A 23,923-nucleotide genomic window follows, 5' to 3' on the forward strand; every position below is an offset into this window, starting at 1 on the left:
CTCCAAGCCACCCAGGTCCTTTCCTTGCTCTTGCGAGTAGAAGAGATGGGTGTAGCGATGAAGTTTTTTCTTCCTATTCGATTGGGGAGCCCGCACGGGGCCTCGAGATAGCCGAGATCGGAGGCAAGCGCCCGCAGCGTATTTTCCCCCATGCCTTCCTTGGCCAGATGCTTTAATTTGCCGACATCGTCGTCCGTGAGCAGTGTTGCCAGCTAGTCGCGGCGATCGAAGGGCAGGATGGCGTCAAGCGCATCCAGCTCCTCGGCGCGCTTGAGAACCTCGGGCGTTTCCGATTTCGGACTTTTGGCCATGCCGCTAGTCATCTTTCCAAGGATTTACAAGGTGCAAGCCGATCGCCTCGAAGTCAGGGATAGTGCGTGTCGCAAGTGATGCACCGCGAGACAGCGCAATCGCGGCAATTTGAGCATCGAACTGGCTGATTGGGCGCCCGACCCGGCGGCGATGGGTGGCAATTGTCGCGTAGAAGTCGGCAGCGTCGCGATCAAACGGCAGCACGCGCCCGGAAAAATCCTCAGAGAATATCGGAAGAATGGCGGCCTCAAGCTCGCGGCGACGACGGCCTTCCGGAAGAAGCCGCAGCCCATACAGAATCTCGGCTTCTGTGACGGTCGTTGTAAACATCGAAAGCGGTGGTTGCTCACTCACCCATGCCATGACAGCCATGTCCGGTGACGGCGCCAACAAGTCGGAAAGAACGTCGGTGTCGAGGATAATCACCGGTCAAACTCCGGAGCATCGCGAATGGGGTCTCGGGTGGGAATAGCAAGCTCGACACCGCCGACAGGTGTAACGCGCGCGCGAATAGTTTCAGCGAGGTTGCGTGCTGGTCTTTCGCTGGCGGCGAGCACTGATCGGAGGATATCGCGGGCTTCATCTTCCATCGAACGGCCATGAACAGCGGCACGCACACGCAGACGCTGCTTCAGCGCATCATCGATATTGCGGATTGTCATGCTCGCCATCCGGTCTCTCCATAAATCAATGATGGCAATCTAATCATTGATGGCATCATTTACAAGCGTTGCGTCTTCGCAGGTATCCAACCAAGAAGCGCGATTGGGGAGGGCATTTCGGCCCCGACGATGATCCATAAACCGTGAAAAGAAAGCTTCGATCACTCCGGAATTAGCGTAAAAATTGTCGTTGCACGAACTGAATAGCGATGCAGGGTAGAAGCTACGCCAAAAATCCGACACCTCTGGCGCCTTGCAGCGGTTCAGGGCATCCTATGAGGGCTGAAAATTGTGTTTATGGCAGTTGGAGGAAGGCCGATGCGCTGCTTTACCGTGCTTGGACCCTCGCAGACCGGAAAATCGACAGTGGTGGAAAAGCTCGGCTCCCTGGAGGGGGCGCCGAGAAAATCCAGCTCCCCTTATGGATTGAACCTCACAGAATTCACCTTCGGAAACGAGGCGTGGTGTGCGCTGGATGCGCCAGGACCCAACGAAGCGTTGGCGCATGCGCAGCATGCGCTTCTTGCCAGTGACGCCTGCATCCTGTGTGTTTCATCGGCTCCTGAGGAGGCTGTGCTCGCCGCGCCCTATCTGCGCGTAATCGAGGCCTCGGGGACGCCCTGTATCCTTTTCGTCAACCGGATGGACGAACCGAGAGGGCGGCTGAGGGATGTGATTGCAGCGCTTCAAGACTACGCCAGCCACACGCTTCTGCTTCGCCAGATCCCGATCCGCGAGGGGGACAGGATCGTAGGCAGTTGCGATCTGATTTCGGAACGGGCGTGGCGCTACCGGGAAGGCCAGACTTCGGCGCTGATCGCAATCCCCGAAAGCACCGCCGAACGCGAGCACGAAGCGCGCACCGAGCTCCTGGAACACCTGTCCGAATTTGATGACTGGCTTCTCGAGGAACTGATCGAAGATCGTGAGCCTCCCAGCGATGCGCTCTATGCCATTTCATCACGAGTTCTCAGGGAAAACAGGATTATTCCAGTCCTGATCGGTGCCGCAAGTCACGGCAACGGCATGATGAGGCTGATGAAGGCGCTGCGCCACGAGGCGCCGCCGGTGGGGGTTCTTCGGCAGCGTCTTGCTCATGCGCGCACTATCGATGAAGGCAAGCTGGCCGCGGTGAGCTTCCATGCCTATCATCGCCAGAATGTCGGTAAGACCGTGCTCGTGCGTGCGCTTGGCGATGGATTGCGGCAAGGTGTGTCGTTGGGCGGCTCCGGCCTCGGCGGCGTACAGCATCTCGCAAACGGGCGGTCCAATTCGGCGGTTCTGCCTGCGCCGGGAGATGTCTTCGCGACGGTCAAGTCCGACCATCTGCGCGTCCCTTCGTTGTTGACATCAGGCGCGGTGGTCGCCCCGCCTGAGTGGACGGAACCACCCACGCCGATGCTTGAAAGGATCCTAATTCCGGGCAGCGAGCGCGATGAAAACAAACTTTCCGAAACGCTGGCAAAACTTTCCGAGACGGATCGCGGTCTAACGGTCCTGCAGGAGGAAGGCACGGGCGCTCAACTCGTCCGCGCCCAAGGGCCGGTGCATCTGCGTGATCTCTGCCGAACGCTGTCCGATGTCTTTCACATCTCCGTGACTGACCGAACGCCCAGCCCGATCTACCGCGAGACGATCACGAAACCATCGGAGGTTCATTACCGCCATCGTAAACAGACCGGCGGTGCCGGGCAATTCGCGGATGTGAAGTTGAGCATTCACCCTAACGAGCGCGGCCAGGGCTTCACCTTTGACGAAACCGTCAAGGGCGGCGCCGTTCCGCGCAATTACATCCCTGCCGTCGAAGCCGGCGCGCGCGAAGCGATGGAGAAGGGACCGCTAGGCTTCGAGGTCATCGATGTCGGCGTAACGCTGTCAGATGGTCAGCACCATACCGTCGACAGTTCCGAACACGCCTTCCGGACTGCGTCGAAAATGGGGGTGCGTCAGGCGCTTTCCGAAGGATCGACTGTCTTAATGCAGCCGGTCTTCCGCAGCGAGTTCCACATCCCGTCGGTCTATTCGGGCAGCCTCGTCCAGATCGTCTCCGCACTCAACGGTCAGGTTCTCGGCTTCGACCGTGATGAAACCGCCAAGGGATGGGACATCTTTCGGGCGCTCGTTCCGGGCGGCGCACTTGACGATCTGGCGCGAGCGCTGCGCTCGGCGACGCAGGGCATCGGCTATTTTTCAAAGACCTTCGATCACTTTGAGGAACTATACGGCAAGGAAGCGGACGCCATTGTGAGGGCAAGCGAGAAACCAGGCATCGCACACTGAAACGTTCCCGCCACTTCATGCTCGTTGGCAGAGCCGGGCTCACGCCCGCCTTTACGCGCGTAAAACGTTTGCAGTTGTAGTCGCACAGGCCAGCGGTTGGGGCTTGCCTTACGGGGGATGGTCGTGCTTTGGGTACTTGATCAGTTCGCCGATGGCGATCATGTGGAATTCGTGCGTTTGCACGCTGGCTCAAGTCGTTTGGCAAATCACCCGCGTTGCCGATTGCCAGCAGGTGAAATCCACACTGGCTCGCAGAACGTTGAGCCGCAGACAGGACTGGTATGCGGATTACATCCAGGCGATCGTCCAACGCGACGTTCGCGATATCGCGCAAATCGAGCAGATCGCTCAAATGCCGCGCCTGCTACGCATCCTGGCAGAGCATTCGGGGCAACTCGTGAACTATTCCGGAATTGGCGCCGCTATCGGGATGAACCACATCACAACGCAAAAATACGTTGGCATCTTCGAGAGCCTGTTCCTGGCCCGAACCGTGCAACCCTGGTTTTCCAACAAACTGAAACGCCTGACCAAAACCCCGAAAATACATTTCCTCGATTCCGGTCTGCTCGCATCCCTTCGTGACCTCTCTCTCGAGAGACTCCGGGACGAAAGAGGGCAGTTCGGGGCGTTGCTGGAGACTTTCGTTTTTGGCGAGATCCTTAAACTCGCTAGCAGCAGACATACCCGCTTTGAGTTTTCGCACTTTCGCGACAAGCAGCAGAACGAAGTCGATATCGTCATCGAAGACAGAAAAGGGAGGGTTGTCGGTATCGAAATAAAGGCAGCAGCATCCGTCTCGAGTTCTGATTTTTCCGGGTTGCGAATTTTGGCCGAAGCATGTGGAGAGCGGTTTGTTTCAGGCATTGTCTTGTATGACCATGACAAAGTGATCCCATTCGGGGAACGCCTGTCCGCCGTGCCAATTTCGGCATTGTGGCGCTAGCGAGTGGGAATTTCTCTTCAGTCTCCAGACTCGAGCATCCTTGAAACTTCGACCGTTTCGATAAAAATGGGCCTTCGGTTGACAAGAGCGTGTTCCGCGGCGGGCGAAAACGACCGCAACCGTCGTAAATGCTAGTGAGGATGAAAATAGCACCGAAAGGAGGGCCCAATGACTACTATCCATCAGATGCAGTATCGCGAACGGCTGCGATCCGCAAAGGAGGCTGTCGCTCTGATTCCGTCAGGCGCGAAGGTCGCGATGCCGATCGCTGCTGGTCAGCCGCCCGCCATCCTTGCAGCATTTGCCGAACGGGCTCGGGCGGGAGCCGTCGACAATGTGCGGCTCCACTATCTTCTTTGCACTGGCGTCGCGGGAACCAGCGTTTTCGATTTCGACCTGTGCCACCGGATCATTCCGATAAGTTACTTTCACGGAGGCGTGGAGCGTGCGCTCGACAGGAGGCGATCGGCGGAGGCGATGCCTGCCGTCGACCTGGTGCCCTGCCATTTCAGCCAGGTGCCGCGCTCTCTGGTCGAGCATGTCGGGGTGGATACGCTGATTGCAACGGTCGCGCCGATGGATGCGGATGGCAATTTTAGCCTCGGCGCCAGTACCGACTATGCACTCACAGTATCGCGGAAGCCAGGAATTCGGCTGATCCTCGAAGTCAATGCCAAGATGCCTTATGTGCGGGGCGACTGTATGATCCCCGTATCAAGCGTGACGGCGCTGGTCGAAAACGATGTCGGCCTGCCGATCCTGCCTGCCGCTCCGAGCAATGAAGTGGACGATGCCATCGGTGCGATCGTCGCAGGCTTGGTCGAAGACGGCGATTGCCTGCAAATGGGTATCGGTGCCCTACCGGATGCGGTGTGCTCACGGCTTTCGCAACATCGCCGCCTTGGCATTCATACGGAAATGATGACAGTTGGCCTCGCCAATCTGGTCAAGGAAGGCGTTGTCGACAATAGCCGCAAGCAGACACATGTCGGGCGGTCGATCTTCACCTTTGCGCTGGGAGACCAATCGCTTTACGACTTCCTGCACAACAATCCGGACATTGAAGCTCATCCGGTCGATTATGTGAACAACCCTTTCGTCATTGCCCAGAACGACCGGGCTGTGTCGGTCAACGCGACGCTGCAGATCGATCTGAACGGGGCGTGCAATTCGGAATTTATGAACGGCCGGCAGTTCAGTGCATCCGGCGGCCAGGTCGATTTCGTGCGTGGCGCCTATGCATCGCGCGGAGGGCGGTCGATCATCGCCTGTCATTCCACGGCGGCGAAGGGCACGCTCTCGCGCATCGTTCCGGCGCTGACTGGACCGGTGACAACATCTCGCAACGACACCCATATCGTCGTCACGGAATATGGATGGACGAACCTCAAGGGAAAGTCCGTAGCCGAGCGAGCAAGGGCACTGATTGCGTTGGCCCACCCGGATTTCCGCGAGATGCTGGATCGGGCGGCCCATGGGGCAGGTTTTTATGCTGATACCATGTTGAATTGACGAACCTGGTCGCTCTCCTCCGCTAGCGGAACGGCAGTGCAGTCAGAACGTTCCGGAGCGACAGGTTAGTCGATGCTTACATAGTAGCGATAGAGCCTTTTAGCCGGAACAATTCGATGCCGTGAACGTAAGAACAGTCGACCGTGTTGGACCCGGCCTTTTGCGCGTTCGCCACGGCGGCCATGGGCAGCCATTGTTGTTGCTCCACGGCCATCCGCGAACGCATATGACCTGGGGTCATGTCTTCGGCGACCCGAGGGAAATTTGGCAATCATGGGCGACGGATGTCACGGGTCACGGTATCGAAAGTGGCCACCATGTCGCTGAAGAGAACCCTGTCGATCTCGCGAATTCACTCGAACTTTTTTTCAACGATGAATGGCCCGTTGTCCGCGCCACGTTAGCTTTTAGGTGAGGGATGTCAGCGACCCTGTTTATCGCCAGGCGTTCTGCGCCATCACAATAACGCAGCGCAGATCGCTTGTAGTTGCAGCTCAAGGACGTCGGCTGAATGTATCGACGAGCAGGTCCTCTTCTTCGTCGCGCTGACGGCCACCAAGGGCTGAAGCGGCCGACGCTATGAAGGTGCCGACCAATAGGGACAGAGAACCGACCAGCGCGGTCGTAGCACCCGCCTTCCTGGCTTTGTCGGCCGCTTCTTTTGCCCGCCGTCTTGGCATCGTCGATTTGCTTGAGCACCGTATCCACGCGGTTGCGGGCATCCGTTTCGGAAAGGCCCGTGCGGGCGGAAATGATCATCGCGATATAGGATTTGTCTCCATCCGGGATCTGTCCGGCGGTTGCTCCTCGCAGGAGAATTCGCGAGATTTCTGCCACCGCACCCCGATCGTCGGATTGGGCGCGGTCTCCCACCTTTGCGGGCCGGAGGAGGGCGTCGGTAAAATAGGCGGTCGCGTCCGTGTTACCTGTTGGTGAAGCGGAGGCGGCGGCACTGCCATGGTCGGTGCGGTGATCGGCATGGCCGTGACTGCCTTTTTTTAGCGATCGTGCTGGAACCCAACTTCCGGCCGGCCGCCGAAGCCCGAGACCTGGATGGTATCGCAACCATACTAGCGGAGAAAACACTACGGTTTCCAAAGTGGATCTCGCGCTGACTCCATCCGATAGGCGCGAGTGCCGCATCGGAAAACGCTGCCGTGTGATCAATATCAGCAACAGAGAGATTCGTGGGCGCATGCATGTGAGAACTCCCGGGGCCGGTGACGCTATCGGAGCCAACCACGCATCGTCACGAGGATACTTTCTTTCATCTCTGCGACCCAGCTTCGAACGATTTTGACGCGGTCCATGATCCATCTGAGCCAAGCGTAGGTTAGCAGCTTTTCGCGGCCTGCATGAAAAATGCGCTCAACCAGGAGAAAGCTCATCAGATATGCCAATGCGATTATGACGAGCCCCGAGATCACGTGACCTTCGGCAATGACGACCAACGCGTAAACTTTCAGGGGCTCGGCAATCGCGAGCGGCACGACGAAAAGAACGAGTATAACGCCTCGCGGCAATGATCCGACGAACACGCTGAAGTGCGTCACGATTGAAAGCGAAGCGAACCAGCGGACGAGCGGTCGATAGACCGGTCGGGCGATCTCACTGATGATCACGAGGATGGCGATGATGACCCGCAAAGGCAGCAAAAGCAATTGCCAGGCGGACCGGCGTCGGCGTTCGATGACCATCGCTTAGTGCCTCATGTCACTGTCGTTGGCCGATGGCTGCATACCAAGCCGATCGATTTCTCATGAAATTTGCCACCTGCTCAAAAACGCCTTTTCGCTATAAAATGTAGATCAACGTATAGACGCAGGACTTTGAACCCTTCCAACTGACCCAGTCGCCTTGCCGCTTATACGCTCGGCGTCCATCGCCGGTTCGCGTTCGCACGAAAAACATGGAAAAGATCGTCACTTTGTCGTCTCAGTTCAAATCGTTCGCGATCCATATTCGAGATCCAGGATCATCAAGCCCATCTTTCCTGTAAAAAGGCTATTTGATACGCCATGGCGGGCTAAGGCGATTTTGCCCAGCAAAATACAGCAGGACGCGATTACCACCAGGATCAAACAGCTCGGCTTCGCGCCAAAGCCAACTTTTATCTTCCGGCGGGCTTGTGAAATGAAGTCCTTTCTTCTCCAGTTCGCTAACCGTTTCGTCCAAATTCTCGCACTCGAAATAGACGGTTGTCCCACCACCGTTACTCTCGCCTTGATGCAATGAGAATGTGCTATCCCCATCCGGACATAAGAAACGTGCATAGTGAGGACGTGAATCGACGACCGGCTTGAGACCAAGAGTACAGTAGAAGTTCCATCCCGCATCCAGATCAGGCATCGTTACGGTTACTTGATTCAAGTGCATGATCCAGTCCTTCAGAAACAGCCCGTCGTTGCCGTAATAGGTGAGCGACGGTGCAGCACCATGCAGTCATCGCGCGCAAGGAAATTCAAGGGGGCACGAGGATATTCCGTTGTGTAAGGACGCGTTCCCGCAACGATTACCAGGCACCAACGAGGGAGTTGCCGATGAGCGGTATAACGCTTGATTTCCCATCCTGATTCTGCACGGTGATCGATGTCTGCATCAATCTGGGAGATTTCCGGAACCAGTTCGAGGCGACGCTGGCAAGGTCTCCAATCATCGGATTCTTGCGCCAGTCTGCGAAGCGCAGGCGCGTTGCATCGGGTTCGGAACGATAGAAGAAGTCTCCGGATTGGCTTAAATCATTGATGGACAGGCGCATTGATGACAGCGGCCGCTGAAACATCTTCGGCGGTATCACCCAATCCGCCGCACTCTGTGAGAATGCCGGGGCCATGAAATCGATTGCCCAATCATCAGCCTCGACCCAGCAATGGAAGTTCTCGCCAGCGCCGGAGACGTAGCCATCGTCACGCTGGTCTGCGAAGAGGATGTGCTTTCCTTCAAGATTGTAAGCGGCGAGACCGCTCTTCGGCTTTGCCTTGACCTTAAAATGATGTTCGAGGATGAAGGCCCCGAAGGTACTAAAATACATCGAAGCCGTGGCGGGATTGGCATTTTCGTTGACTAGCAGGCTGTTGATGACCCGGTAAATCCGATTGTAGTCGCTTTGCGTGATCAACATGATCCTTCACCCTCAACCCGTGACTGTGCCATCCCGTAAGTCAGGGCGGCGGCTATGTAAACTCCATATGCGGCCCTTTATTGCCGCAACTCGACCAAGCTCACGCCAATCACCGCCCTGCTGTCGACCGTCGACCGCCGTCGGACCGCGCCCAGTGATGAAGATCGGGAGTGAAGCGCCCCGTTCGGGTTTTCCGACTTGTTGAATGGGGTCGTACGCCCGAACAGGACGCAGATCACGCAGGCTATTTATGAGCAGGTAGGTCAATCGCTGGACTGCAGTCTGGCCCGGGCTAAAGGTGATAGGCTGGGATGGCGGAATAATTTCCAGGCGCATACTCTTACAGCGCAAGACCATTATGAAGGTAAAGCGGCGTTCATCATATAAGGCTGACGCCAGTCAGCTCACACCTGCGTGGATCGGCCAAACGGCAAACAATTGATGTTTGAAGAGCAAGGTGAGCTAGATCTGCATGGGGAAAAACCGGGCGTCATCATCGACGCCTCCTGTGACCACGAGCGACGGCATCAAAAGCCCGCATTCCGTTGTGCGGAATTGGCAATCCCGGCGATTGAGGCGGTAGTAAAATTCTGACAATCTGACGTGCGATGACATCAAAAAAGGAAAGCGGGAAACGCGCCGCGCCCAATCCAAAGCCCCTGCTGCAACAGCTCGCGCGCACGCCCGAAAAGCTGTTCGCGAACGCGTTCAAGAACCAATGTGGCGCCCTTTGCTTTCGCTACGGAGATGAAGGTGGCGCGATCGAGATTCTCGTGATCACCTCGCGCGAGAGCGGGCGTTGGATTATCCCGAAGGGCTGGCCGATGAGGGGCAAAGAGCCGCATGAAGCCGCCGCGATCGAAGCGTGGGAGGAGGCGGGGGTTCGCGGTAAAGTGAAAAAGACGCCGGTCGGCCGCTATACTTACCTCAAGGATCTTGCGGACGGCAAAGTCGCACCTTGCATCGTTGACATATTCCAAGTGGAGGTGAGGGAGATCAATGGGGACTTCAAGGAGAAAGGTCAGCGACTGCTGGCCTGGGTCAGTCCCGACGAGGCAGCCCGGCGTGTTCGAGAAATCGAATTGAAATCCCTCCTGGTTAATTTTCAGCCTCGGGAAAAGCCATCGCGACGGAGATGATTAACTCACCCTCGACGGTCGGTAGTGCTCCATCTCAGATCCCATTCTGTCGTACGCCCACTGGACTTTATGATCGCACCTCGCAGGTGAAAGGACAGGCGGTACGCGAATTGAAAACCGGAAGACAACTGAGCCGGCCTTCAGGCTTGCCGCAATCCCCACTCTTTTTCGAACTCGTCCGCAAAGTCGGTAAGCGGCTCGTCCACCGCTCGATCTTGAGATTTTGCATCTGCCTTGGTCGTAATCGGCGCCAGCTCCTTTGCCGACCTTTTGCCGTGTTGAGTTTCGAGAGTATAGGCAATGGGCACATCTGGCCACAGATGGGGCAGCTTGGCCTTCACAACCTCACTGAGATGCACGAAAACATCCGGGCTACCATCGTCAGGCTTTATAAAGCCGCAGCCCTTGCTTGCGTCGAACCATTTGATCTTGCCCCTCGCCATGACGTTCCCATATTGCTTTTGTTGATCGGCTTCGCTCGCATCGAGATCGCTCGCGGGGTTTAAGGCTATACTGCAATTCTTTTCCTGCCTTGAAAAGGCACCCGCTTCCGCGAATCCTGAAGGTTCAACAACCGGTTATGCATCAAAACTCTTCCCAATCACCTCCATGAGCGACTGACACATTGCCGGAGAAAGTATTGGCGATCTTGCGGCCGAGTACCCGTGCCGGTGATGCAACCGGCTTTGCAGCTCCGGGGGCCGGCCGGGGTGCCATCGCAGGCTGAAGCCTGAAGCGCGCAATGAGCTCGCGAAGCATCGTAACCTGATCGGCCAGGCCATTGGTGGCGGCGGTCGATTCCTCCACCATGGCGGCATTCTGCTGCGTGGCCTGGTCCATCTGGTTCACCGCGGTGCTGACTTCTGAAAGACCCGTCGACTGCTCGCGCGCGGCAGTCGAAATGGAATGCACATGTTCGTTTATCTTGACCACGTGGTTTTCAATCTCGGCGAGCGCCGAGCCTGTCGCCGTAACCAGCTTCACGCCAGCATCAACTTCCTGACTGGAACGATTGATGAGCGTCTTGATGTCCTTGGCGGCATTCGCCGATGTGATGGCGGCGGGTGGCGTTGTGCTTGAAAGGCTTGGCGACGACTCGGTTATTGGGTTCGCCGCTCGCCTACGCCAGTTCGATTAATGATCCGCGCACCAATGCCGAAGTCCGATCGACGGCCTACCAGCTCAAGACGGCACGCTTCCCAGCCTACCGTGACCTGAGCGGCTTCGACTTCCCCAGCAGTGGGGTCGTCGGAAGGTCTCTCCAAGCTCGGAGCATGAAGGATCTTGATCCTAATCGTGGGAGCCGATACTAAGAGAACATGCCCCTCCGGTTTACGTTCCGACAGCTCGAATACTTCTTAGCCGTGGGCGAAGCCGGGTCGATAGCCAAGGCGGCGGAAAAAGTAAATGTATCTCCGCCGTCCATATCGGCTTCGATCGTTCAGCTGGAAACTGAGTTCGGCCTGCAGCTCTTCGTGCGTAAGCATTCGCAGGGTCTGTCGCTCACCCCCGGTGGCCGGGTCTTCATGAACGAGGTTGCAAAGCTGCTGGCTTCCGCGGACGCGCTGCACGATATCGCCGGCAATATTAGCGAGAAAGTTCGGGGTCCACTGTCGGTCGGTTGCCTCATGACGTTTGCGCAGCTTGTCATGTCGCCGCTACGAAGAAGGTTCGAGATTACCTATCCCGAAGTGCGGGTCCGACAGTTCGAACCCAATCAGGGCCAACTTTTCGAAATGCTTCGACGAGGCGAGATCGACGTCGCCCTGACATATGATCTCGAGCTCACCCAGGAAATGTCTTTCGAGCCCCTCATGAGGGTTCCCGCTTACGCCATGCTTCCCGAGGGGCACAAATTCGCGGACAAACCTCTGATCACTACAGAGGAACTCGCAGAGGAGCCAATGGTGCTTCTCGATCTTCCTTATAGCCGCGAATATTTCCTCTCCGCGTTCCAGAACAAGGGACTGCGCCCCCATATCGCCGAAAGAACCAGCGATATCGCAATGATGCGCTCGATGGTGGGCAATGGTTTCGGCTATGGCATTGCCAACATGCGCCCGCTCAATGCCTTGTCTCCTGACGGCAAGCCCTTGGTCTTCGTTCCCCTCACCAGTGACTTCCGCGCCTTGACGATGGGACTGGCGCTGTCTGCCAGCGATCACCGCACGCAGACGATCCAGGCTTTCATCGATTGCTGCAGGCTGTTCATCAGGGATCAAGGCGTGTTCGGTGCAGAACCTCTGACGGGCTAAGCTGTAGGAGGTTTCCCATCTCGAGCGCTTTCAGAAGTTCGTTCAGCATCTCATCGCAGGCGTTGAGCTGATCGGCCAAGATATATTCGTCGGGCTTATGGCCCTGTTCCATCGAGCCGGGGCCACAGATCACGGTCGGGACTCCCAACTTCTCGCAATACAGCCCAGCTTCGGTACCGAACGCCACCTTGATCGTGTCGTTGCGACCGACAAGCGACTGAACGAAAGCAACGTATGGAGACGACGCAGGAATGTCGACACCTGGATAGGCATTAAAGACCTCGAAAGCGACGTCGGCCTCAGGAACCTTCGCCTTCGCCTCTGACACGATTTCCTCGGCTGCTTTCTGGAGACGGTGCAGAATTGCCTGTCCTTCTTCAGCCGCAACATTGCGGATCTCGAAATCGATGGTGCAGAGGTTTGGCACAATGTTGAGTGCTGTGCCGCCGCGCATCAGGCCCGCGTGAACGGTGGTATACGGAATGTCGTATCCCTCATCCCTAGCTCCGCATTCCTGGAGCCTCTCCTGCTCCCGCTGCAGAGCTCGTATAAAGTCGGCGCCGAGGTGGATCGCATTAAGGGCAAGTGGTGCGAGAGCCGAATGCCCTTCGCGCCCCTTGAAGAAGGCCCGGACCGACATCTTCCCTTTGTGTCCGATAGCCACCTGCATGCTAGTTGGCTCGCCGACGATGCATAGTAGCGACAGTTGCTGCTTGGCGGCCAGATCCTCGATCAGGCCATGGACGCCGACGCAGCCGATTTCCTCGTCGTGGGACAAGGCGAGCTGAAGCGGCGTGGCGAGGTTTCTCTTCGAAGCCTTGATTGCTAATGCCAGGGCGCAGGCGATGAAACCCTTCATGTCAGTGGTGCCGCGACCATACAGTTTGCCGTCGTGTTTCGTCACCGAAAAGGGAGGAAAGCACCAATCCTGTCCATCAATCGGGACAACATCGGTATGTCCGGAAAGCATAATCCCGGGCCGGTCGGTGGGTCCTACCGTAGCGATCAGGCTGGCCTTCACGCCGTCGGATGATCGTACAATACGGCTCACGATTCCATGCCGCTGCAGAAGATCAGCAACGTAGTCGATCAAGGCAAGATTTGAATCGCGGCTGACGGTCGGCAGGGCGACCAGCCGCTCAAGGATTGAGATACTATCCACCGAATATACCCGCTCTACATCTGGAATGAGACTTCGGCCGTGAAGGCATGCTTCGGCGTTTCGCCCAACGATCACTCATCGCCTGGCACGCCGTAGGATGGCGCCTGCCGTGGATCGAGTGCACGTTGAACATAGGCTTCCATCTGCGGCTTGTAGATCGACCAGAGATCAAACAGAGTCTCGATAGGGCAGGCCTCTGTCCAGTCGCAACGAAGATCGACGACCGGCCAGCTGAGCGTATCGACGATCTTCAGGCCGGCCGAGTGCACCGGTCCAGCCTCGCCGCCAGCGTCAAGACCGGACCGAAGTGCCGTCAGCAGACGGTCGCCGAGATGACCTGAGGACGCGACGAACGCTTCGACGATGGCCTGAGGAACATCCGCGTTTGCGAGCAGATTGCCCCCCGAGGCTACATCTGGGCCATTTGCCTGCGTCCAAATCCCCAGGGAGTTTGGTCCTGAATGGATGGCTGTGTTGCCGTGCCGGTCTATCGCCAGAACCTGACGATACTCGCGAAAACTACTGCGGCGCTTCATTTCATCCACAGCGGCTTCCGCGGTCAGGCCCTGCTCCATCAGGTCAAGCGTAAGAGGGCCCAAAGCCGGATCGGTTACGTTCTGTGAGGCGACGGCGCCGACGCCGGCGCGAGCGTGGGAGCATCGGGCCGCAACGGCCGGGGAGGAGGAAGAGATGGCGATCCCGAACATGCCGGTGCGAACGCAACGTGCGACGAGGGAGAAGGTCATCTGGTCACTCCGGAATCACCGCTGTTGCATCGATTTCTACGAGCCACTCCGGGCGAGCCAAGGCTTGAACAACCAGACCTGTCGAAACTGGGTAGACGCCTTTGAGATATTCTCCCATCGTCCGGTAAACGGCCTCTCTATGCCTGACGTCCGTAATGTAGACGACGACCTTGACGAGGTCCTCCATGGTGCCTCCGGCTTCTTCGATCAACTGCCGGATGTTCTGCATCACCTTATGGGTCTGTTCCGTGGGATCGTGGCTTTCGATGTTTTTGGCATCGTCCAGATTCTGCGGGCACTGGCCGCGTAGCCAAATTGTCTTGCCGCCCTGGGTGACGACAGCCTGACACAGATCATTGTCGAGGTTCTGCTCGGGATAGGTGTCCTTGGTATTGAATTTCCGAATCCGGGTATGGGCCATAGTACTATCTCCAATTAATCGCAGTTTCACCTTATGTTAGGCGTCTTCAGCCGCGCGCTGCGTGGCGGCGTGATATTCCAAATATTTCCGCTGCGTCGCGATCCGGTCAGCCAAATGTTTTGCATCGTGCCATACGCCCCAGATGAAGCTTGAACCTCTGCGGGATTGCCACGGCAGCCCGAGGAAGAAAATGCCGGGCTCGGAGGTAACGCCGCGTGAATGTTGCGGGGCTCCCCGCTGATCGAAAACATTAACGTCCAGCCAGCTGTAGTCGGCAGCGAAGCCCGTGGCCCAGATGACCGCAGTGATGCCGCTAGCGCTGAGATCCAGTTCCGCGAGGGGATTGTCGATGCAGTCATGACTGCCCTCCATGGAGCGAGCCTCGGGCTCTTCCGGCAGGTCCAGACCATAGCGAGTGACGTATTCATCGGCTTCATCGAGAAGGGCTAAAAAGTTAGCGTCGCCGTGTGCGATGTTCTCGGCGAGGTCAGGTGCGACGAAGAGCTTTCCATTTTCGTATCGTTCAGTCCGCCCGACGAGAGTCAGGCCTTGGGAGGCCAGTCGGCGGAAATCGATCGTCTCGCCGCCGCGCGCCCCGCTTACGGCAATGGTAACATGTTCCTGACCCGGCCCCCTTGTCTCAGCATCCCATTTGTTGAGCACGCCGAGCCACCAGCAGAAGTCGCGTCCACGGTAGCTTCGAGGCGGCCGGTCATGTGGGCCCACGGACAGAAATACGCGTTTGCCCGCGCGGGAAAGCTCGTCTGCAATCTGAACTCCGGAGGAGCCGGCGCCAACTACGAGCGCTGCTCCACCGGGCAATTGCCCAGGATTGCGATAAGAACTGGAATGCATTTGCAGGATGTTCGTCTCCGCCGGGATGATCGGCGGGATGACCGGGATCTGAAACGGACCCGTGGCCGCGACAACGTTTCTCGCTTCTATTCGACCATCTGAGGTGTCGACTTGGAAGCCGATCCGGCCAGAAAGTTTACGGACCTTCAGCACTTCAACGCCACACCTTATCGGTGCTTTTATCATCTCGGCGTAGGCGACGAAGTAATCGGCCACCGCCTCCTTGGCAGGAAAGCCGTCCGGATGGCAGTTTGGGAATTCCATTCCGGGGAAACGGTCGTGCCAGGCGGGACCGTTTGCGACAAGCGAATCCCACCTCGCCGAGCGCCAGCGCTCAGCGATGCGGCTACGCTCCAAAACCAGGTGCGGCACCCCGCAGTTGCTCAAGTGCTCACTCATGGCCACCCCCGCTTGACCAGCTCCGACCACCAGAGCGTCCACTTTTTCGACTGACATGACTGCGTCCCTTTCTGCCCCGACTTGTCCTGTATTTCCGGAGAGGCCGATGCAGTTGCTGTAGGGGAGGCTGAAGACGGCGCAAATTACGATTTGTCGTTCTACTAGTTAGGCTGGACCTAAAGCGCCGCCACCCGCCATGTCGGCATCGGCTTTTTCGTCGTACTGGTTCGGAAATTGTGAGTTTTCAAAGCCCGGTCGGCGGTGCACATTTTGGCGTCGCTTTCAGGTTCTGCCCATTTTTCGGGCGAAACACTGGAGGAGTCCGCCGTCAATGTGTTAGTTGTCGCTCAAATTAGTAGGACTTCAATGCTTGCGCCTGTCGCCAATCCGCTGATTACCTTCTCTGATATCGACAAGACCTATGACGGTGAAACCTTTGTCACGCGGAATCTGAATTTCGCGGTTGAGGAAGGCGAGTTCCTGTCCTTGCTCGGGCCCTCAGGATCCGGGAAGACCACAACGCTGATGATGCTGGCCGGTTTCGAGGCGCCCAGCGGTGGCGTGATCCTCCTCGGCGGAAGCCGATTGAACGAGACACCTCCACACCGTCGCAATATCGGTATGGTGTTTCAGAACTACGCGCTGTTCCCCAGCATGACCGTGGCGCAGAACATCGCCTTTCCACTTGCTGTCCGCAAAGTAGGAAAATCCGAACAGCGATCACGGGTACATGCTGCCCTTTCGATGGTCGAGATGGCTCATCTGGCAGATAGGCGTCCTGCTCAACTGTCGGGCGGTCAGCAACAGCGGGTGGCGCTCGCAAGAGCATTGGTGTTCGAGCCGAAACTTGTGTTGATGGACGAACCTCTGGGAGCGCTTGACAAGAACCTCCGCGAGACGATGCAATATGAAATCAAGCGCATTCACAAACGCCTCGGCGTCACCATCGTTTATGTGACCCACGATCAATCGGAGGCGCTGACGATGTCGGATAGGGTGGCCGTCTTCCACCATGGTCGCATCCAGCAGATGGCCTCGCCGAAGCAGCTCTACGAGGATCCGGCCAACGCTTTCGTCGCTAGTTTTATCGGCGAGAACAACGGTTTGGAAGGCAAGGTCGTCGATCGTAATGGCGAATACGTCAGCTTGGCTCTTACGCCGGAGATAACCGTTCGAGGTCGTGCCGGCGTCGGCTTAAACATAGGCGAGGCGGCTTTTTTAGCGCTGCGGCCTGAAAACGTTTCCTTCGACGCTGATCCAGGAGAGGCCGGCAACCGGCTCACAAGCATCGTCAAAGAGGCCATTTACTGCGGCGACCATTGGAGGCTGCATCTGACGGCTGCTGGCCGAGATGGCTTCATCATGAAAGTTCCGAACCGTGCCGGGATGACCCTGCCGGTACCAGGACAATCAGCGGCAATTTCATGGCGGCACGACGACTGCAAGGTCGTCGCCAGCGAAGTACCTGACATCATCCATCATTGATAAAAAAGGGGACCTTAAATGCAAAGACTGGGAATATCAGTGCGGGCAATGTTGCTTGCATCGAGCATCGTTACCTTCAGCCTTCCAGCGGCTGCAGCGGACAAGTTGACTGTCGTCACCTTCGGTGGGGCATTCGAAAACGCGGTCGACAAGGCATTTTTGGGGCCCTTCACCGCGGCCAACGGGACGCAGGTGACCAAGGAGCAATATGACGGCGGTCTGGCCAAGCTGCGCGGCATGGTCGAGTCGGGCAACACGACTTGGGACGTCATGGATCTTGAGTCCAACGATGCCATTGCCGGCTGTGACGAAGGATTGCTGCAAAAGCTTGATCCGAAGCTTCTAGGGGATACCTCTGACTTCATTCCGGGAGCTGTTCTTCCATGTGCCGTCGCTTCTATGGTCTGGTCGACGGTTTTCGCCTACGACACAGGACGCATGGCAACAGCCCCGACTTCGATGGCCGACTTCTTCGATACTGCGAAGTTCCCCGGCAAGCGTGGTCTTCGGAAGAACCCAAAGGGTGCCTTGGAGTGGGCCTTGATCGCCGACGGCGTGGCGGTTTCAGACGTCTATAAGACGCTTGCGACTGCCGAGGGGCTAGACAGGGCGTTCAACAAGCTTTCCACGATCAAGAGCGATATCGTCTGGTGGGACGCAGGATCCCAAGCTCCTCAGCTTCTGGCAGATGGCGCCGTGGCGATGACAATGGCCTACAATGGCCGAATCCGGGTCGCACAGGTCGAAGACAAGCGTTCCTTCGCGATCGTCTGGGACGGCCAGGTCTATGACTACGAATGGTGGGCCATTCCGCAGGGTGCCAAGAACGCAGCCTCTGCCGAGAAGTTCATCAAGTACGCGTCTAGCGCGGACAACATCTGGAAGCTTTCCAACTTCATTCCCTACGCTCCGCCGCGCAACTCCGTTATGGGGAGCGTCGACAAGGCGGTGCTTCCTCATCTTCCAACAGCCCCAGACAATTTCAAGAATGCGCTTCAGCTCAACTCGGAGTTTTGGGCGGACAATTTTGACAGCATCAACAGCCGGTTCATGACGTGGTTGGCTCAGTAATGTCGTGCTGGTGACCGCCGCGGCGGCGGTCACTTCTTTGTTTTATTGAAGTTGACGTGCATTCTCTGAATGGGCATCGTCGATCAAAGGACCGCTTGAGTGATCACATGCACCGTGGAAAATCTTCGACCAACGAATGCGCGAGTGGCTGATCCCCGGAGGGGATATCGAGCTGCCCGCCGTCGCGAGGCCTCTCGTGCGTTTATGCTTGCGGTGCCTCTTCTGGTTTTTCTCGCAGCCACCTTCATCTTCCCGATCGGAAAGCTTCTGCTGATGAGCGTGCGGAGCGAAGAGGTTGCGAATACTGTTCCGCAGACGGCTGCCTTGCTGGCGGACTGGGACGAAACCTCTCGCCTGCCACCGGCTCAGGTGTTTCAGGCTTTGGCCCAGGACCTTCAGGCAGCTCAGCAACAGGGATCGCTAGCTTCGGCTGCCCGGCGCTTAAACAACTATGAGCCAGGGTTCCGCTCGCTTCTTTTGAAGACGGTGCGCCAGCTTCCACTGGCGAGCGGCGTCCAGCCCGATCTGGAGTTGCCGCGCATAGACGAGCGCTGGGGACAGGTCGACACCTGGCGGAAGCTGCAGCGAGCCGCGAGCCGCTACACGCCGGACTTTTTGTTGACCGCCATTGATATGCAGGTTGGCCCGGAAGGAACGATCGTACCTGTGGAACCGTCGCAGCAGATGTATGTCTCTGCCTTTCTCCGGACATTTGAGATCAGTGCATCCGTGACACTGATCTGTCTCGTGCTGGGTTATCCCGTTGCTTATCTGCTCGCCAACCTGCCGACACGACAGAGCAACCTCCTGATGATTTTCGTCATCGTCCCGTTCTGGACCTCACTGCTGGTACGAACAACAGCCTGGTACGTCCTTCTGCAACCGAACGGCGTGGTCAATTCGATGTTGATCGCCGGCGGGATCATCAGCGAGCCTCTGTCGATCATGTTCAATCGGTTCGGTGTACTCATCGGGATGACGCACATCCTGCTTCCCTTCATGATCCTTGCCAATTATGCTGTGATGCGAGGCATATCACCCGTATATCAGCGGGCGGCAATATCGCTCGGAGCACATCCGGTCCATGCCTTCTTGAAGGTCTACGTCCCGCAAACACTGCCGGGCATCGGGGCAGGCACCTTCCTCGTCTTCGTCCTGGCGCTAGGGTACTACATCACACCCGCGCTCCTCGGGGGTGCGGGAGACGAGATGGTCAGCCAGCTCATTGCGCTACAGATGGATCGGCAGCTTAATTGGGGCCTCGCCGGTGCCCTGTCCGTATATCTCGCCGTCTCCACCCTAATCATCTATATCGGCTTCAACCGCCTCATAGGGATTGATCGGCTCCGGCTCGGCTAATGTCAGATTTTGTCAAAGCGTCAGGGAAGCAGGCATGACAATCGAAACCACAACGGTGCTCTCCGAACGCGTCGCCTCGCGGGGAGTGCGTATCTTTTCAGCGGCAGTACTGTTCTTTCTCGTCGCGCCGATCCTGGTGATAGTCCCACTTTCTTTCAACGAAAGCACATATTTCTCGTACCCGATGAGCGGCGTGACGCTTAGCTGGTACGACAGGATCTTTTCCGCTCCGGAATGGCGTCAGGCGATCGTCAACAGCTTCTCGATCGGGTTAAGTGCCACAACCATCGCAACGGTTCTCGGAACACTTGCGGCGATCGGCATCAGCAGGCCGAGCTTCCCTTTGAGAAGCTTAATCGTGCCGATCTTGATAGCACCGATGATCATTCCCGTAATTATCGTCGCAGTCAGTCTGTATCTCGTCTTTGCTCCCCTTCAGCTTACCAATACTCATCTGGGCGTGGTCCTGGCGCATGCTGCTCTGGGAACCCCTTTCGTCGTAATCACGGTTACTGCGCGACTGACGGCCTTCGACAACAATCTTCTGCGCGCGGCGGCTGGCCTCGGCGCCTCGCCCATCGTTGCCTTTAGGCGTGTCATGTTACCGCAGATCCTGCCGGGCGTGGCGACGGGAGGCATCTTCGCCTTGGCGACCTCGTTCGATGAGGTGGTGGTAATACTCTTCATCGGCGGAACGGAGCAGCGCACTATTCCGCGGCAGATGTGGGCCGGCATTCGCGATCAGATCAATCCCACGATCCTGGCGATGGCGGGACTGTTGACGATCTTCGCGATTGTGCTGTTCTTGATCATTAGCTGGCTGCAAGGACGCAATTCACGAGAAGCACGCTGAGTACCGTGCAAATTCCGAGGCAATTCGCCCCCTGATTCCGAAATGATGTCGCCCCTTGGAGGTGTCTGGCAGGGGTGGTCTGCAGGTGCGAAGTATCGAGCCTTGTTTTTTATTCAAGGCGTTAGCCCATCCACACAAGATGACCGTCGGTTCGTATCCCTCAAGAGCAGGGGCCCCCAACAATACCTACTGTTCTCCAGTTTCATCGTCGGCAATTTTGCGCAAGAGATACAACAACGCGATGCGTTCCGCCGGATTGAGACGCGAGACAGTCTTTTCACTGATGAGGTAGGCTCGCGGATACATCTCTTGCAGCAAGGCCTCGCCTTTCGGCAGCAGAGAAATCACCACCTTGCGGCCGTCCGCTTCGTCCTTGGACAGGTTGATCAGCCCGCGAACCTTCAGCCGATCGACGATGCCGCGAATGGTGGCCTGATCCACCGAGGTTGCCTTGACGAGTTCGACCTGTGAACTCGGACCCAGGTCATGCAGCGCGCACAAGGTCACAAACTGCACCGAGGTCAGGTCCGGATCGCTCGCGTTGGTCTGGAAGATCGACAGATGGCGCTGATAGGCCTTGCGCAGAAGATGTCCGACCTGCTCCGTAACATGATAGCCATCCTGCGATGCTGGCGCTTCCGGTCGCTGTTGGTCGATGTCTTTCGCGGTCATTCTCGGCGTGGTCCATAATTTATGGTGTCCTGCGGTGTAGCATGAAACACCACAGCGTGTTGCCGCGGTCAAGGCATGGCGCTCCGCGCGGGTTCGCGCGGAGCGCCATGGTGGCTGGTATCACCCGAAGTTATATTTCATTTCCTTGACGGCGATGTCGCCATTGAGAACCATCGGCTCGTCGTCGAGGAACAGCGAGCAATTGCGCATCGGGATGTCCAGGTGGCAGGCGGTGTCGTTCGGGCCGCCGAGCTCGTTGTTCGGGCCGGTGGAGAACATCACGTTGCCGTAGAACGAGCGGGCCTCCATGCCCATGCCGCCCGGGAACTCGCCGGGCACCATGCGATGCCACTTGGCGTTCTGGTTGAGGCCCCAGCCCACATGACTCATGCCCATGCCGCGCGGATCGTTGAAGCCCGCCATGTAGGACTTGACCAGTTCGGCGTCGAGCCCACCGCGAATGTCGGTGATCCAGCCGTTTTCGATCGTGTAGATGATCGGATCGCGGACGTAGATGTTTTGCGGCAGCAGGATGTCACCAGGAGCAACGACGATCGTGCCGTCGACGCCGTCGTCGTCACCGCCTGTGAACACGAAGCCGGATGGCCAGTGGTCCCAGCGGCCCGGCTCGTCCGTGCATGCATATTCGGTGACGGCGGGATAGGTGTTGAGCTTGTAGGTAACATCGGTGCCATGCGGAGAGGTGATGCGCATGACCTTTGCCTTGGACAGGAGGTCCCCGGCGAATTCGACGCGCTCGCGCAGTTCCTTGGTCGGCAGCATGCGGGCAAGGATTTCCGGCGGCTCGACAGCCGTCAGGATACGCGTGCCGGCCGCCTGGATCGCCATCTGTTCCGGGCTGAAGAGCAGGAAGATGCAATCGATCAGCATGTCGGCGGCCTTCAGTGCCTCGACGGCCTCTGGCATGGCCGCGAGGCCGGTCTGGCCAACCGCCCAGGCACCTGCCGGCGGAACCGGGGGCAGACGCATGTGGTACATCTTGGCGCCGAGGCGCATGCCGGCGGCCATGAAGGCGTCGGCGTAATCGAGACGCTCGTTGCCCTGGGTGAGGACGATAAGTTTCTCGCCCTCGTGAACGCCTGACATCTTCAACTGATGCAGGCAGATTTCCGTGAAGCTGAATTGATCCATGCTCGTTCCCTTATTTTGCTTGAGGACTTATGTGCCTCGTACAGTTACGGACAGTCGGACTTGGCCCCAGACCGGGCCTTGGCGATTTCTGCGATCGCCTCTTCCTTCGAGACGACATCGCCATATTTGTTGTCGATATCGAACAGGTTCGCATTGTGCGGATCGGGGTGCCGGTCGCCGACGCAATCGCGAACGACGATCGCCCGGAAACCATATTGAACCGCGTCCACCGCGCTCGCGCGGATGCAGCCGCTGGTCGAGCAACCCGCCATGATGACGGTGTCGATGCCTTGCGCATGCAGATGCGAAGCAAGGCTGGTTCCGAAGAAAGCGCTGGCATACTGCTTGACGATGACCAGCTCGTTCTTGGCCGGCTCGACTTCGTCGCAGAACTCGGCGAGCACATTGCCTTCCACCATCGCCTTCATGACCGGCGACTTCTTCACCCACATGCCGCCATCCGCGCAGTTTTCCGCCAGATAGAGAATGCGCGTGTGGATGACAGGAATGCCGGCCTTGCGGGCGGCTTCGATCAGTTCGGGCGTCTCTGCCACCGCCTCTACAACGCCGGGCGCGTAAAGTGGCGCACCCTCGATCGTGTAGGCCTTGAGGAAGTCGATGACGACGAGGGCGGGCCGCTGGCCGAAGCCGATGCGGTTGCCCCAGACACCCTGATAATTCGCTTCGGCGCTTTGCATTGCAGCTCTCCTTAGTAGGCGCCGGACAGAAGCGCGCCGGCACCCGGCGAAACCGCTTCCAGACCCAGCGACTTCAGCATGCAGTAGGTGGTTGCCACGGCGGCGGTCACCACCGGCTTGCCTGTCATGGCCTCGACCTTGGCGATGACGGGAAGCGAAGGCATTTGAACGCAGGCCGACAGAACGATGACATCGACGTCGGTCAGGTCGAGCGTCTGCACGATGGCCGGCAGGTTTTCCGGATCGTGTCGTGCGACGTCAAGATTGTCGGGAATTTCCAGCGCGCGCCAATCCTTCACCTCGAAGCCTTCCTCGCGGATGTAGTTCACGACCAGCTCGGTCAGTGGCTTCATATAGGGCGCGACGACGGCGATCTTCTTCGCCTTCATCACCTTCAGGCCCTCGATGAGAGCGCCGGCGCTGGTGACGACAGGAATATTGGTCCCCTCCTCGATCGTGCGACCGGTCAGGCGCTTTTCCGACTCGCGATGGTAGCCGAGGCCCATGGCCATGATAGCAACGAGGCAGGCATAGCCCAACACATCGACGCGGGCGTCGGAGAGCTCGATGGCGCAACGGTCGGATTCGGCGTCCATGGCCGCCAGCTCTTCCTTGACGACCTTCTTCATGCGCATGCGGCTCGAATGGAAGGTGAAGCGCTCCGGCCGGATCGACTGGCGGGCGGTCAGCATGGCGGGGATCTCGGTCTCCATTGTCGTGTTGGAGCTCGGAACGATCTGGCCGATTCGGTAATACTTCTGCACGGGTGAAATCCTTTGCTTCGCAAAAAAAAACGGCTCTCAAACAAACGGCGGTGGATCAT

At 57.8% G+C, this 23,923-nt stretch carries 25 protein-coding genes and 5 pseudogenes; 13 read left to right on the forward strand and 17 right to left on the reverse strand.

All coding sequences use genetic code 11. From position 1 onward, the window contains the following. Positions 1-86: 86 nt before the first annotated feature. From ACPYOP_RS14525 to ACPYOP_RS14535, 3 genes and pseudogenes are all read right to left on the reverse strand, one after another. A pseudogene (locus ACPYOP_RS14525) lies at positions 87-311 on the reverse strand (integrase); the annotation flags it as partial. A gap of 4 nt (positions 312-315) precedes the next feature. Next, positions 316-738, reverse strand: a complete 423-nt coding sequence (locus ACPYOP_RS14530) for a PIN domain-containing protein (RefSeq protein ID WP_481411073.1) — start codon at positions 736-738, stop codon at positions 316-318. Continuing rightward, positions 735-983 carry a FitA-like ribbon-helix-helix domain-containing protein gene (locus ACPYOP_RS14535; RefSeq protein ID WP_481411074.1) on the reverse strand — a complete coding sequence of 83 codons (249 nt, stop codon included), beginning with the start codon at positions 981-983 and terminating at the stop codon, positions 735-737. Before ACPYOP_RS14535 ends, ACPYOP_RS14530 begins: the two co-directional genes overlap by 4 nt. Before the next feature lie 309 nt (positions 984-1,292). Between ACPYOP_RS14535 and ACPYOP_RS14540 the strand changes: the two genes are divergently transcribed. The 4 genes and pseudogenes from ACPYOP_RS14540 to ACPYOP_RS14555 form a co-directional block, all read left to right on the forward strand. Further along, complete coding sequence (locus ACPYOP_RS14540) at positions 1,293-3,254, forward strand: elongation factor G (protein ID WP_481411075.1); 1,962 nt, start codon at positions 1,293-1,295, stop codon at positions 3,252-3,254. A 151-nt stretch (positions 3,255-3,405) separates the two neighbouring features. Beyond that, the gene (locus ACPYOP_RS14545; RefSeq protein ID WP_481411076.1) at positions 3,406-4,200 is read left to right on the forward strand and encodes an ATP-binding protein; all 795 of its coding nucleotides are present in this window, start codon (positions 3,406-3,408) and stop codon (positions 4,198-4,200) included. Positions 4,201-4,368: 168 nt separating this feature from the next. Continuing rightward, positions 4,369-5,712 carry an acetyl-CoA hydrolase/transferase family protein gene (locus ACPYOP_RS14550; protein ID WP_481411077.1) on the forward strand — a complete coding sequence of 448 codons (1,344 nt, stop codon included), beginning with the start codon at positions 4,369-4,371 and terminating at the stop codon, positions 5,710-5,712. 121 nt (positions 5,713-5,833) lie between these two features. Continuing rightward, positions 5,834-5,956, forward strand: a pseudogene (locus tag ACPYOP_RS14555) (alpha/beta hydrolase); the annotation flags it as partial. Positions 5,957-6,206: 250 nt separating this feature from the next. Here ACPYOP_RS14555 and ACPYOP_RS14560 read toward each other — a convergent pair. The 4 genes and pseudogenes from ACPYOP_RS14560 to ACPYOP_RS14575 all read right to left on the reverse strand — a co-directional run. Beyond that, positions 6,207-6,672, reverse strand: a pseudogene (locus ACPYOP_RS14560) (hypothetical protein); the annotation flags it as partial. Between the two features lie 266 nt (positions 6,673-6,938). Next, complete coding sequence (locus ACPYOP_RS14565) at positions 6,939-7,409, reverse strand: hypothetical protein (protein ID WP_481411078.1); 471 nt, start codon at positions 7,407-7,409, stop codon at positions 6,939-6,941. A gap of 307 nt (positions 7,410-7,716) precedes the next feature. Further along, a complete protein-coding gene (locus ACPYOP_RS14570) occupies positions 7,717-8,088 on the reverse strand; it encodes a VOC family protein (protein WP_481411079.1) in 372 nt (123 codons plus the stop codon). A 136-nt stretch (positions 8,089-8,224) separates the two neighbouring features. Next, positions 8,225-8,833 carry a DUF2026 family protein gene (locus ACPYOP_RS14575; protein ID WP_481411080.1) on the reverse strand — a complete coding sequence of 203 codons (609 nt, stop codon included), beginning with the start codon at positions 8,831-8,833 and terminating at the stop codon, positions 8,225-8,227. Between the two features lie 441 nt (positions 8,834-9,274). On the opposite strand from ACPYOP_RS14575, the gene ACPYOP_RS14580 reads away from it, so the two are divergent. Both ACPYOP_RS14580 and ACPYOP_RS14585 read left to right on the forward strand, forming a co-directional pair. Next, complete coding sequence (locus ACPYOP_RS14580) at positions 9,275-9,427, forward strand: hypothetical protein (RefSeq protein ID WP_481411081.1); 153 nt, start codon at positions 9,275-9,277, stop codon at positions 9,425-9,427. A gap of 14 nt (positions 9,428-9,441) precedes the next feature. Next, positions 9,442-9,972, forward strand: coding sequence for an NUDIX hydrolase (locus ACPYOP_RS14585; protein WP_481411082.1), 531 nt, complete (start codon positions 9,442-9,444; stop codon positions 9,970-9,972). A gap of 140 nt (positions 9,973-10,112) precedes the next feature. Here ACPYOP_RS14585 and ACPYOP_RS14590 read toward each other — a convergent pair whose 3' ends face one another. After that, on the reverse strand, positions 10,113-10,415 hold the full coding sequence (locus ACPYOP_RS14590; RefSeq protein WP_481411083.1) for a cold-shock protein: 303 nt from the start codon (positions 10,413-10,415) through the stop codon (positions 10,113-10,115). Between the two features lie 142 nt (positions 10,416-10,557). After that, a pseudogene (locus tag ACPYOP_RS14595) lies at positions 10,558-11,022 on the reverse strand (methyl-accepting chemotaxis protein); the annotation flags it as partial. On the opposite strand from ACPYOP_RS14595, the gene ACPYOP_RS14600 reads away from it, so the two are divergent. The 3 genes and pseudogenes from ACPYOP_RS14600 (at position 10,988) to ACPYOP_RS14610 (ending at position 12,227) form a co-directional block, all read left to right on the forward strand. Then, the gene (locus ACPYOP_RS14600; protein ID WP_481411151.1) at positions 10,988-11,110 is read left to right on the forward strand and encodes a hypothetical protein; all 123 of its coding nucleotides are present in this window, start codon (positions 10,988-10,990) and stop codon (positions 11,108-11,110) included. The pseudogene ACPYOP_RS14595 and the gene ACPYOP_RS14600 overlap by 35 nt on opposite strands. A gap of 10 nt (positions 11,111-11,120) precedes the next feature. Continuing rightward, positions 11,121-11,213 (forward strand): annotated as a pseudogene (locus ACPYOP_RS14605) (ATP-binding protein); the annotation flags it as partial. Positions 11,214-11,291: 78 nt separating this feature from the next. Next, the gene (locus ACPYOP_RS14610; protein ID WP_481411084.1) at positions 11,292-12,227 is read left to right on the forward strand and encodes a LysR family transcriptional regulator; all 936 of its coding nucleotides are present in this window, start codon (positions 11,292-11,294) and stop codon (positions 12,225-12,227) included. Here the strand turns inward: ACPYOP_RS14610 and argE are convergent. The 4 genes from argE to ACPYOP_RS14630 all read right to left on the reverse strand — a co-directional run bounded on the left by argE (position 12,184) and on the right by ACPYOP_RS14630 (position 15,867). Further along, complete coding sequence (gene argE, locus ACPYOP_RS14615; RefSeq protein WP_481411085.1) at positions 12,184-13,389, reverse strand: acetylornithine deacetylase; 1,206 nt, start codon at positions 13,387-13,389, stop codon at positions 12,184-12,186. The genes ACPYOP_RS14610 and argE overlap by 44 nt on opposite strands. Before the next feature lie 71 nt (positions 13,390-13,460). After that, positions 13,461-14,135, reverse strand: a complete 675-nt coding sequence (locus ACPYOP_RS14620) for a DUF1028 domain-containing protein (protein WP_481411086.1) — start codon at positions 14,133-14,135, stop codon at positions 13,461-13,463. A 4-nt stretch (positions 14,136-14,139) separates the two neighbouring features. Then, positions 14,140-14,556: a RidA family protein gene (locus ACPYOP_RS14625; protein WP_481411087.1), complete on the reverse strand. Its 417-nt coding sequence runs from the start codon at positions 14,554-14,556 to the stop codon at positions 14,140-14,142. 36 nt (positions 14,557-14,592) lie between these two features. Then, the gene (locus ACPYOP_RS14630; protein ID WP_481411088.1) at positions 14,593-15,867 is read right to left on the reverse strand and encodes a flavin-containing monooxygenase; all 1,275 of its coding nucleotides are present in this window, start codon (positions 15,865-15,867) and stop codon (positions 14,593-14,595) included. A gap of 309 nt (positions 15,868-16,176) precedes the next feature. Here ACPYOP_RS14630 and ACPYOP_RS14635 point away from each other — a divergent pair, with 309 nt between their 5' ends. From ACPYOP_RS14635 to ACPYOP_RS14650, 4 genes are all read left to right on the forward strand, one after another. Further along, positions 16,177-17,295 carry an ABC transporter ATP-binding protein gene (locus ACPYOP_RS14635; RefSeq protein WP_481411089.1) on the forward strand — a complete coding sequence of 373 codons (1,119 nt, stop codon included), beginning with the start codon at positions 16,177-16,179 and terminating at the stop codon, positions 17,293-17,295. A gap of 105 nt (positions 17,296-17,400) precedes the next feature. Continuing rightward, a complete protein-coding gene (locus ACPYOP_RS14640; RefSeq protein WP_481411090.1) occupies positions 17,401-18,366 on the forward strand; it encodes an ABC transporter substrate-binding protein in 966 nt (321 codons plus the stop codon). Positions 18,367-18,690: 324 nt separating this feature from the next. Next, on the forward strand, positions 18,691-19,725 hold the full coding sequence (locus ACPYOP_RS14645) for an ABC transporter permease (protein ID WP_481411091.1): 1,035 nt from the start codon (positions 18,691-18,693) through the stop codon (positions 19,723-19,725). Between the two features lie 34 nt (positions 19,726-19,759). Beyond that, positions 19,760-20,578, forward strand: a complete 819-nt coding sequence (locus ACPYOP_RS14650) for an ABC transporter permease (RefSeq protein WP_481411092.1) — start codon at positions 19,760-19,762, stop codon at positions 20,576-20,578. 186 nt (positions 20,579-20,764) lie between these two features. On the opposite strand, the gene ACPYOP_RS14655 is transcribed toward ACPYOP_RS14650, so the two are convergent. The 4 genes from ACPYOP_RS14655 to ACPYOP_RS14670 all read right to left on the reverse strand — a co-directional run bounded on the left by ACPYOP_RS14655 (position 20,765) and on the right by ACPYOP_RS14670 (position 23,864). Continuing rightward, positions 20,765-21,250 (reverse strand): MarR family winged helix-turn-helix transcriptional regulator, encoded by a 486-nt coding sequence (locus tag ACPYOP_RS14655; protein ID WP_481411093.1) that lies wholly within the window; start codon positions 21,248-21,250, stop codon positions 20,765-20,767. A gap of 120 nt (positions 21,251-21,370) precedes the next feature. Continuing rightward, positions 21,371-22,402 carry a 2,5-dihydroxypyridine 5,6-dioxygenase NicX family protein gene (locus tag ACPYOP_RS14660; protein ID WP_481411094.1) on the reverse strand — a complete coding sequence of 344 codons (1,032 nt, stop codon included), beginning with the start codon at positions 22,400-22,402 and terminating at the stop codon, positions 21,371-21,373. A 44-nt stretch (positions 22,403-22,446) separates the two neighbouring features. Beyond that, positions 22,447-23,100, reverse strand: a complete 654-nt coding sequence (locus tag ACPYOP_RS14665) for an N-carbamoylsarcosine amidohydrolase (RefSeq protein WP_481411095.1) — start codon at positions 23,098-23,100, stop codon at positions 22,447-22,449. An 11-nt stretch (positions 23,101-23,111) separates the two neighbouring features. Beyond that, positions 23,112-23,864, reverse strand: coding sequence for a maleate cis-trans isomerase family protein (locus ACPYOP_RS14670; RefSeq protein ID WP_481411096.1), 753 nt, complete (start codon positions 23,862-23,864; stop codon positions 23,112-23,114). Positions 23,865-23,923: the final 59 nt, after the last annotated feature.

The sequence above is a fragment of the Rhizobium sp. KNZ2-6A genome, assembly GCF_056755475.1.

Bases quoted from the DNA above. Each gene is read 5' to 3' on its own strand.
- ACPYOP_RS14535 (WP_481411074.1), bottom strand. From the start codon at position 983: ATGGCGAGCATGACAATCCGCAATATCGATGATGCGCTGAAGCAGCGT.
- ACPYOP_RS14540 (WP_481411075.1), top strand. From the start codon at position 1,293: ATGCGCTGCTTTACCGTGCTTGGACCCTCGCAGACCGGAAAATCGACA.
- ACPYOP_RS14545 (WP_481411076.1), top strand. From the start codon at position 3,406: ATGGCGATCATGTGGAATTCGTGCGTTTGCACGCTGGCTCAAGTCGTT.
- ACPYOP_RS14550 (WP_481411077.1), top strand. From the start codon at position 4,369: ATGACTACTATCCATCAGATGCAGTATCGCGAACGGCTGCGATCCGCA.
- ACPYOP_RS14565 (WP_481411078.1), bottom strand. From the start codon at position 7,409: ATGGTCATCGAACGCCGACGCCGGTCCGCCTGGCAATTGCTTTTGCTG.
- ACPYOP_RS14570 (WP_481411079.1), bottom strand. From the start codon at position 8,088: ATGCACTTGAATCAAGTAACCGTAACGATGCCTGATCTGGATGCGGGA.
- ACPYOP_RS14575 (WP_481411080.1), bottom strand. From the start codon at position 8,833: ATGTTGATCACGCAAAGCGACTACAATCGGATTTACCGGGTCATCAAC.
- ACPYOP_RS14580 (WP_481411081.1), top strand. From the start codon at position 9,275: ATGTTTGAAGAGCAAGGTGAGCTAGATCTGCATGGGGAAAAACCGGGC.
- ACPYOP_RS14585 (WP_481411082.1), top strand. From the start codon at position 9,442: ATGACATCAAAAAAGGAAAGCGGGAAACGCGCCGCGCCCAATCCAAAG.
- ACPYOP_RS14590 (WP_481411083.1), bottom strand. From the start codon at position 10,415: ATGGCGAGGGGCAAGATCAAATGGTTCGACGCAAGCAAGGGCTGCGGC.
- ACPYOP_RS14600 (WP_481411151.1), top strand. From the start codon at position 10,988: ATGAGCGTCTTGATGTCCTTGGCGGCATTCGCCGATGTGATGGCGGCG.
- ACPYOP_RS14610 (WP_481411084.1), top strand. From the start codon at position 11,292: ATGCCCCTCCGGTTTACGTTCCGACAGCTCGAATACTTCTTAGCCGTG.
- ACPYOP_RS14620 (WP_481411086.1), bottom strand. From the start codon at position 14,135: ATGACCTTCTCCCTCGTCGCACGTTGCGTTCGCACCGGCATGTTCGGG.
- ACPYOP_RS14625 (WP_481411087.1), bottom strand. From the start codon at position 14,556: ATGGCCCATACCCGGATTCGGAAATTCAATACCAAGGACACCTATCCC.
- ACPYOP_RS14630 (WP_481411088.1), bottom strand. From the start codon at position 15,867: ATGTCAGTCGAAAAAGTGGACGCTCTGGTGGTCGGAGCTGGTCAAGCG.
- ACPYOP_RS14635 (WP_481411089.1), top strand. From the start codon at position 16,177: ATGCTTGCGCCTGTCGCCAATCCGCTGATTACCTTCTCTGATATCGAC.
- ACPYOP_RS14650 (WP_481411092.1), top strand. From the start codon at position 19,760: ATGACAATCGAAACCACAACGGTGCTCTCCGAACGCGTCGCCTCGCGG.
- ACPYOP_RS14655 (WP_481411093.1), bottom strand. From the start codon at position 21,250: ATGACCGCGAAAGACATCGACCAACAGCGACCGGAAGCGCCAGCATCG.
- ACPYOP_RS14660 (WP_481411094.1), bottom strand. From the start codon at position 22,402: ATGGATCAATTCAGCTTCACGGAAATCTGCCTGCATCAGTTGAAGATG.
- ACPYOP_RS14665 (WP_481411095.1), bottom strand. From the start codon at position 23,100: ATGCAAAGCGCCGAAGCGAATTATCAGGGTGTCTGGGGCAACCGCATC.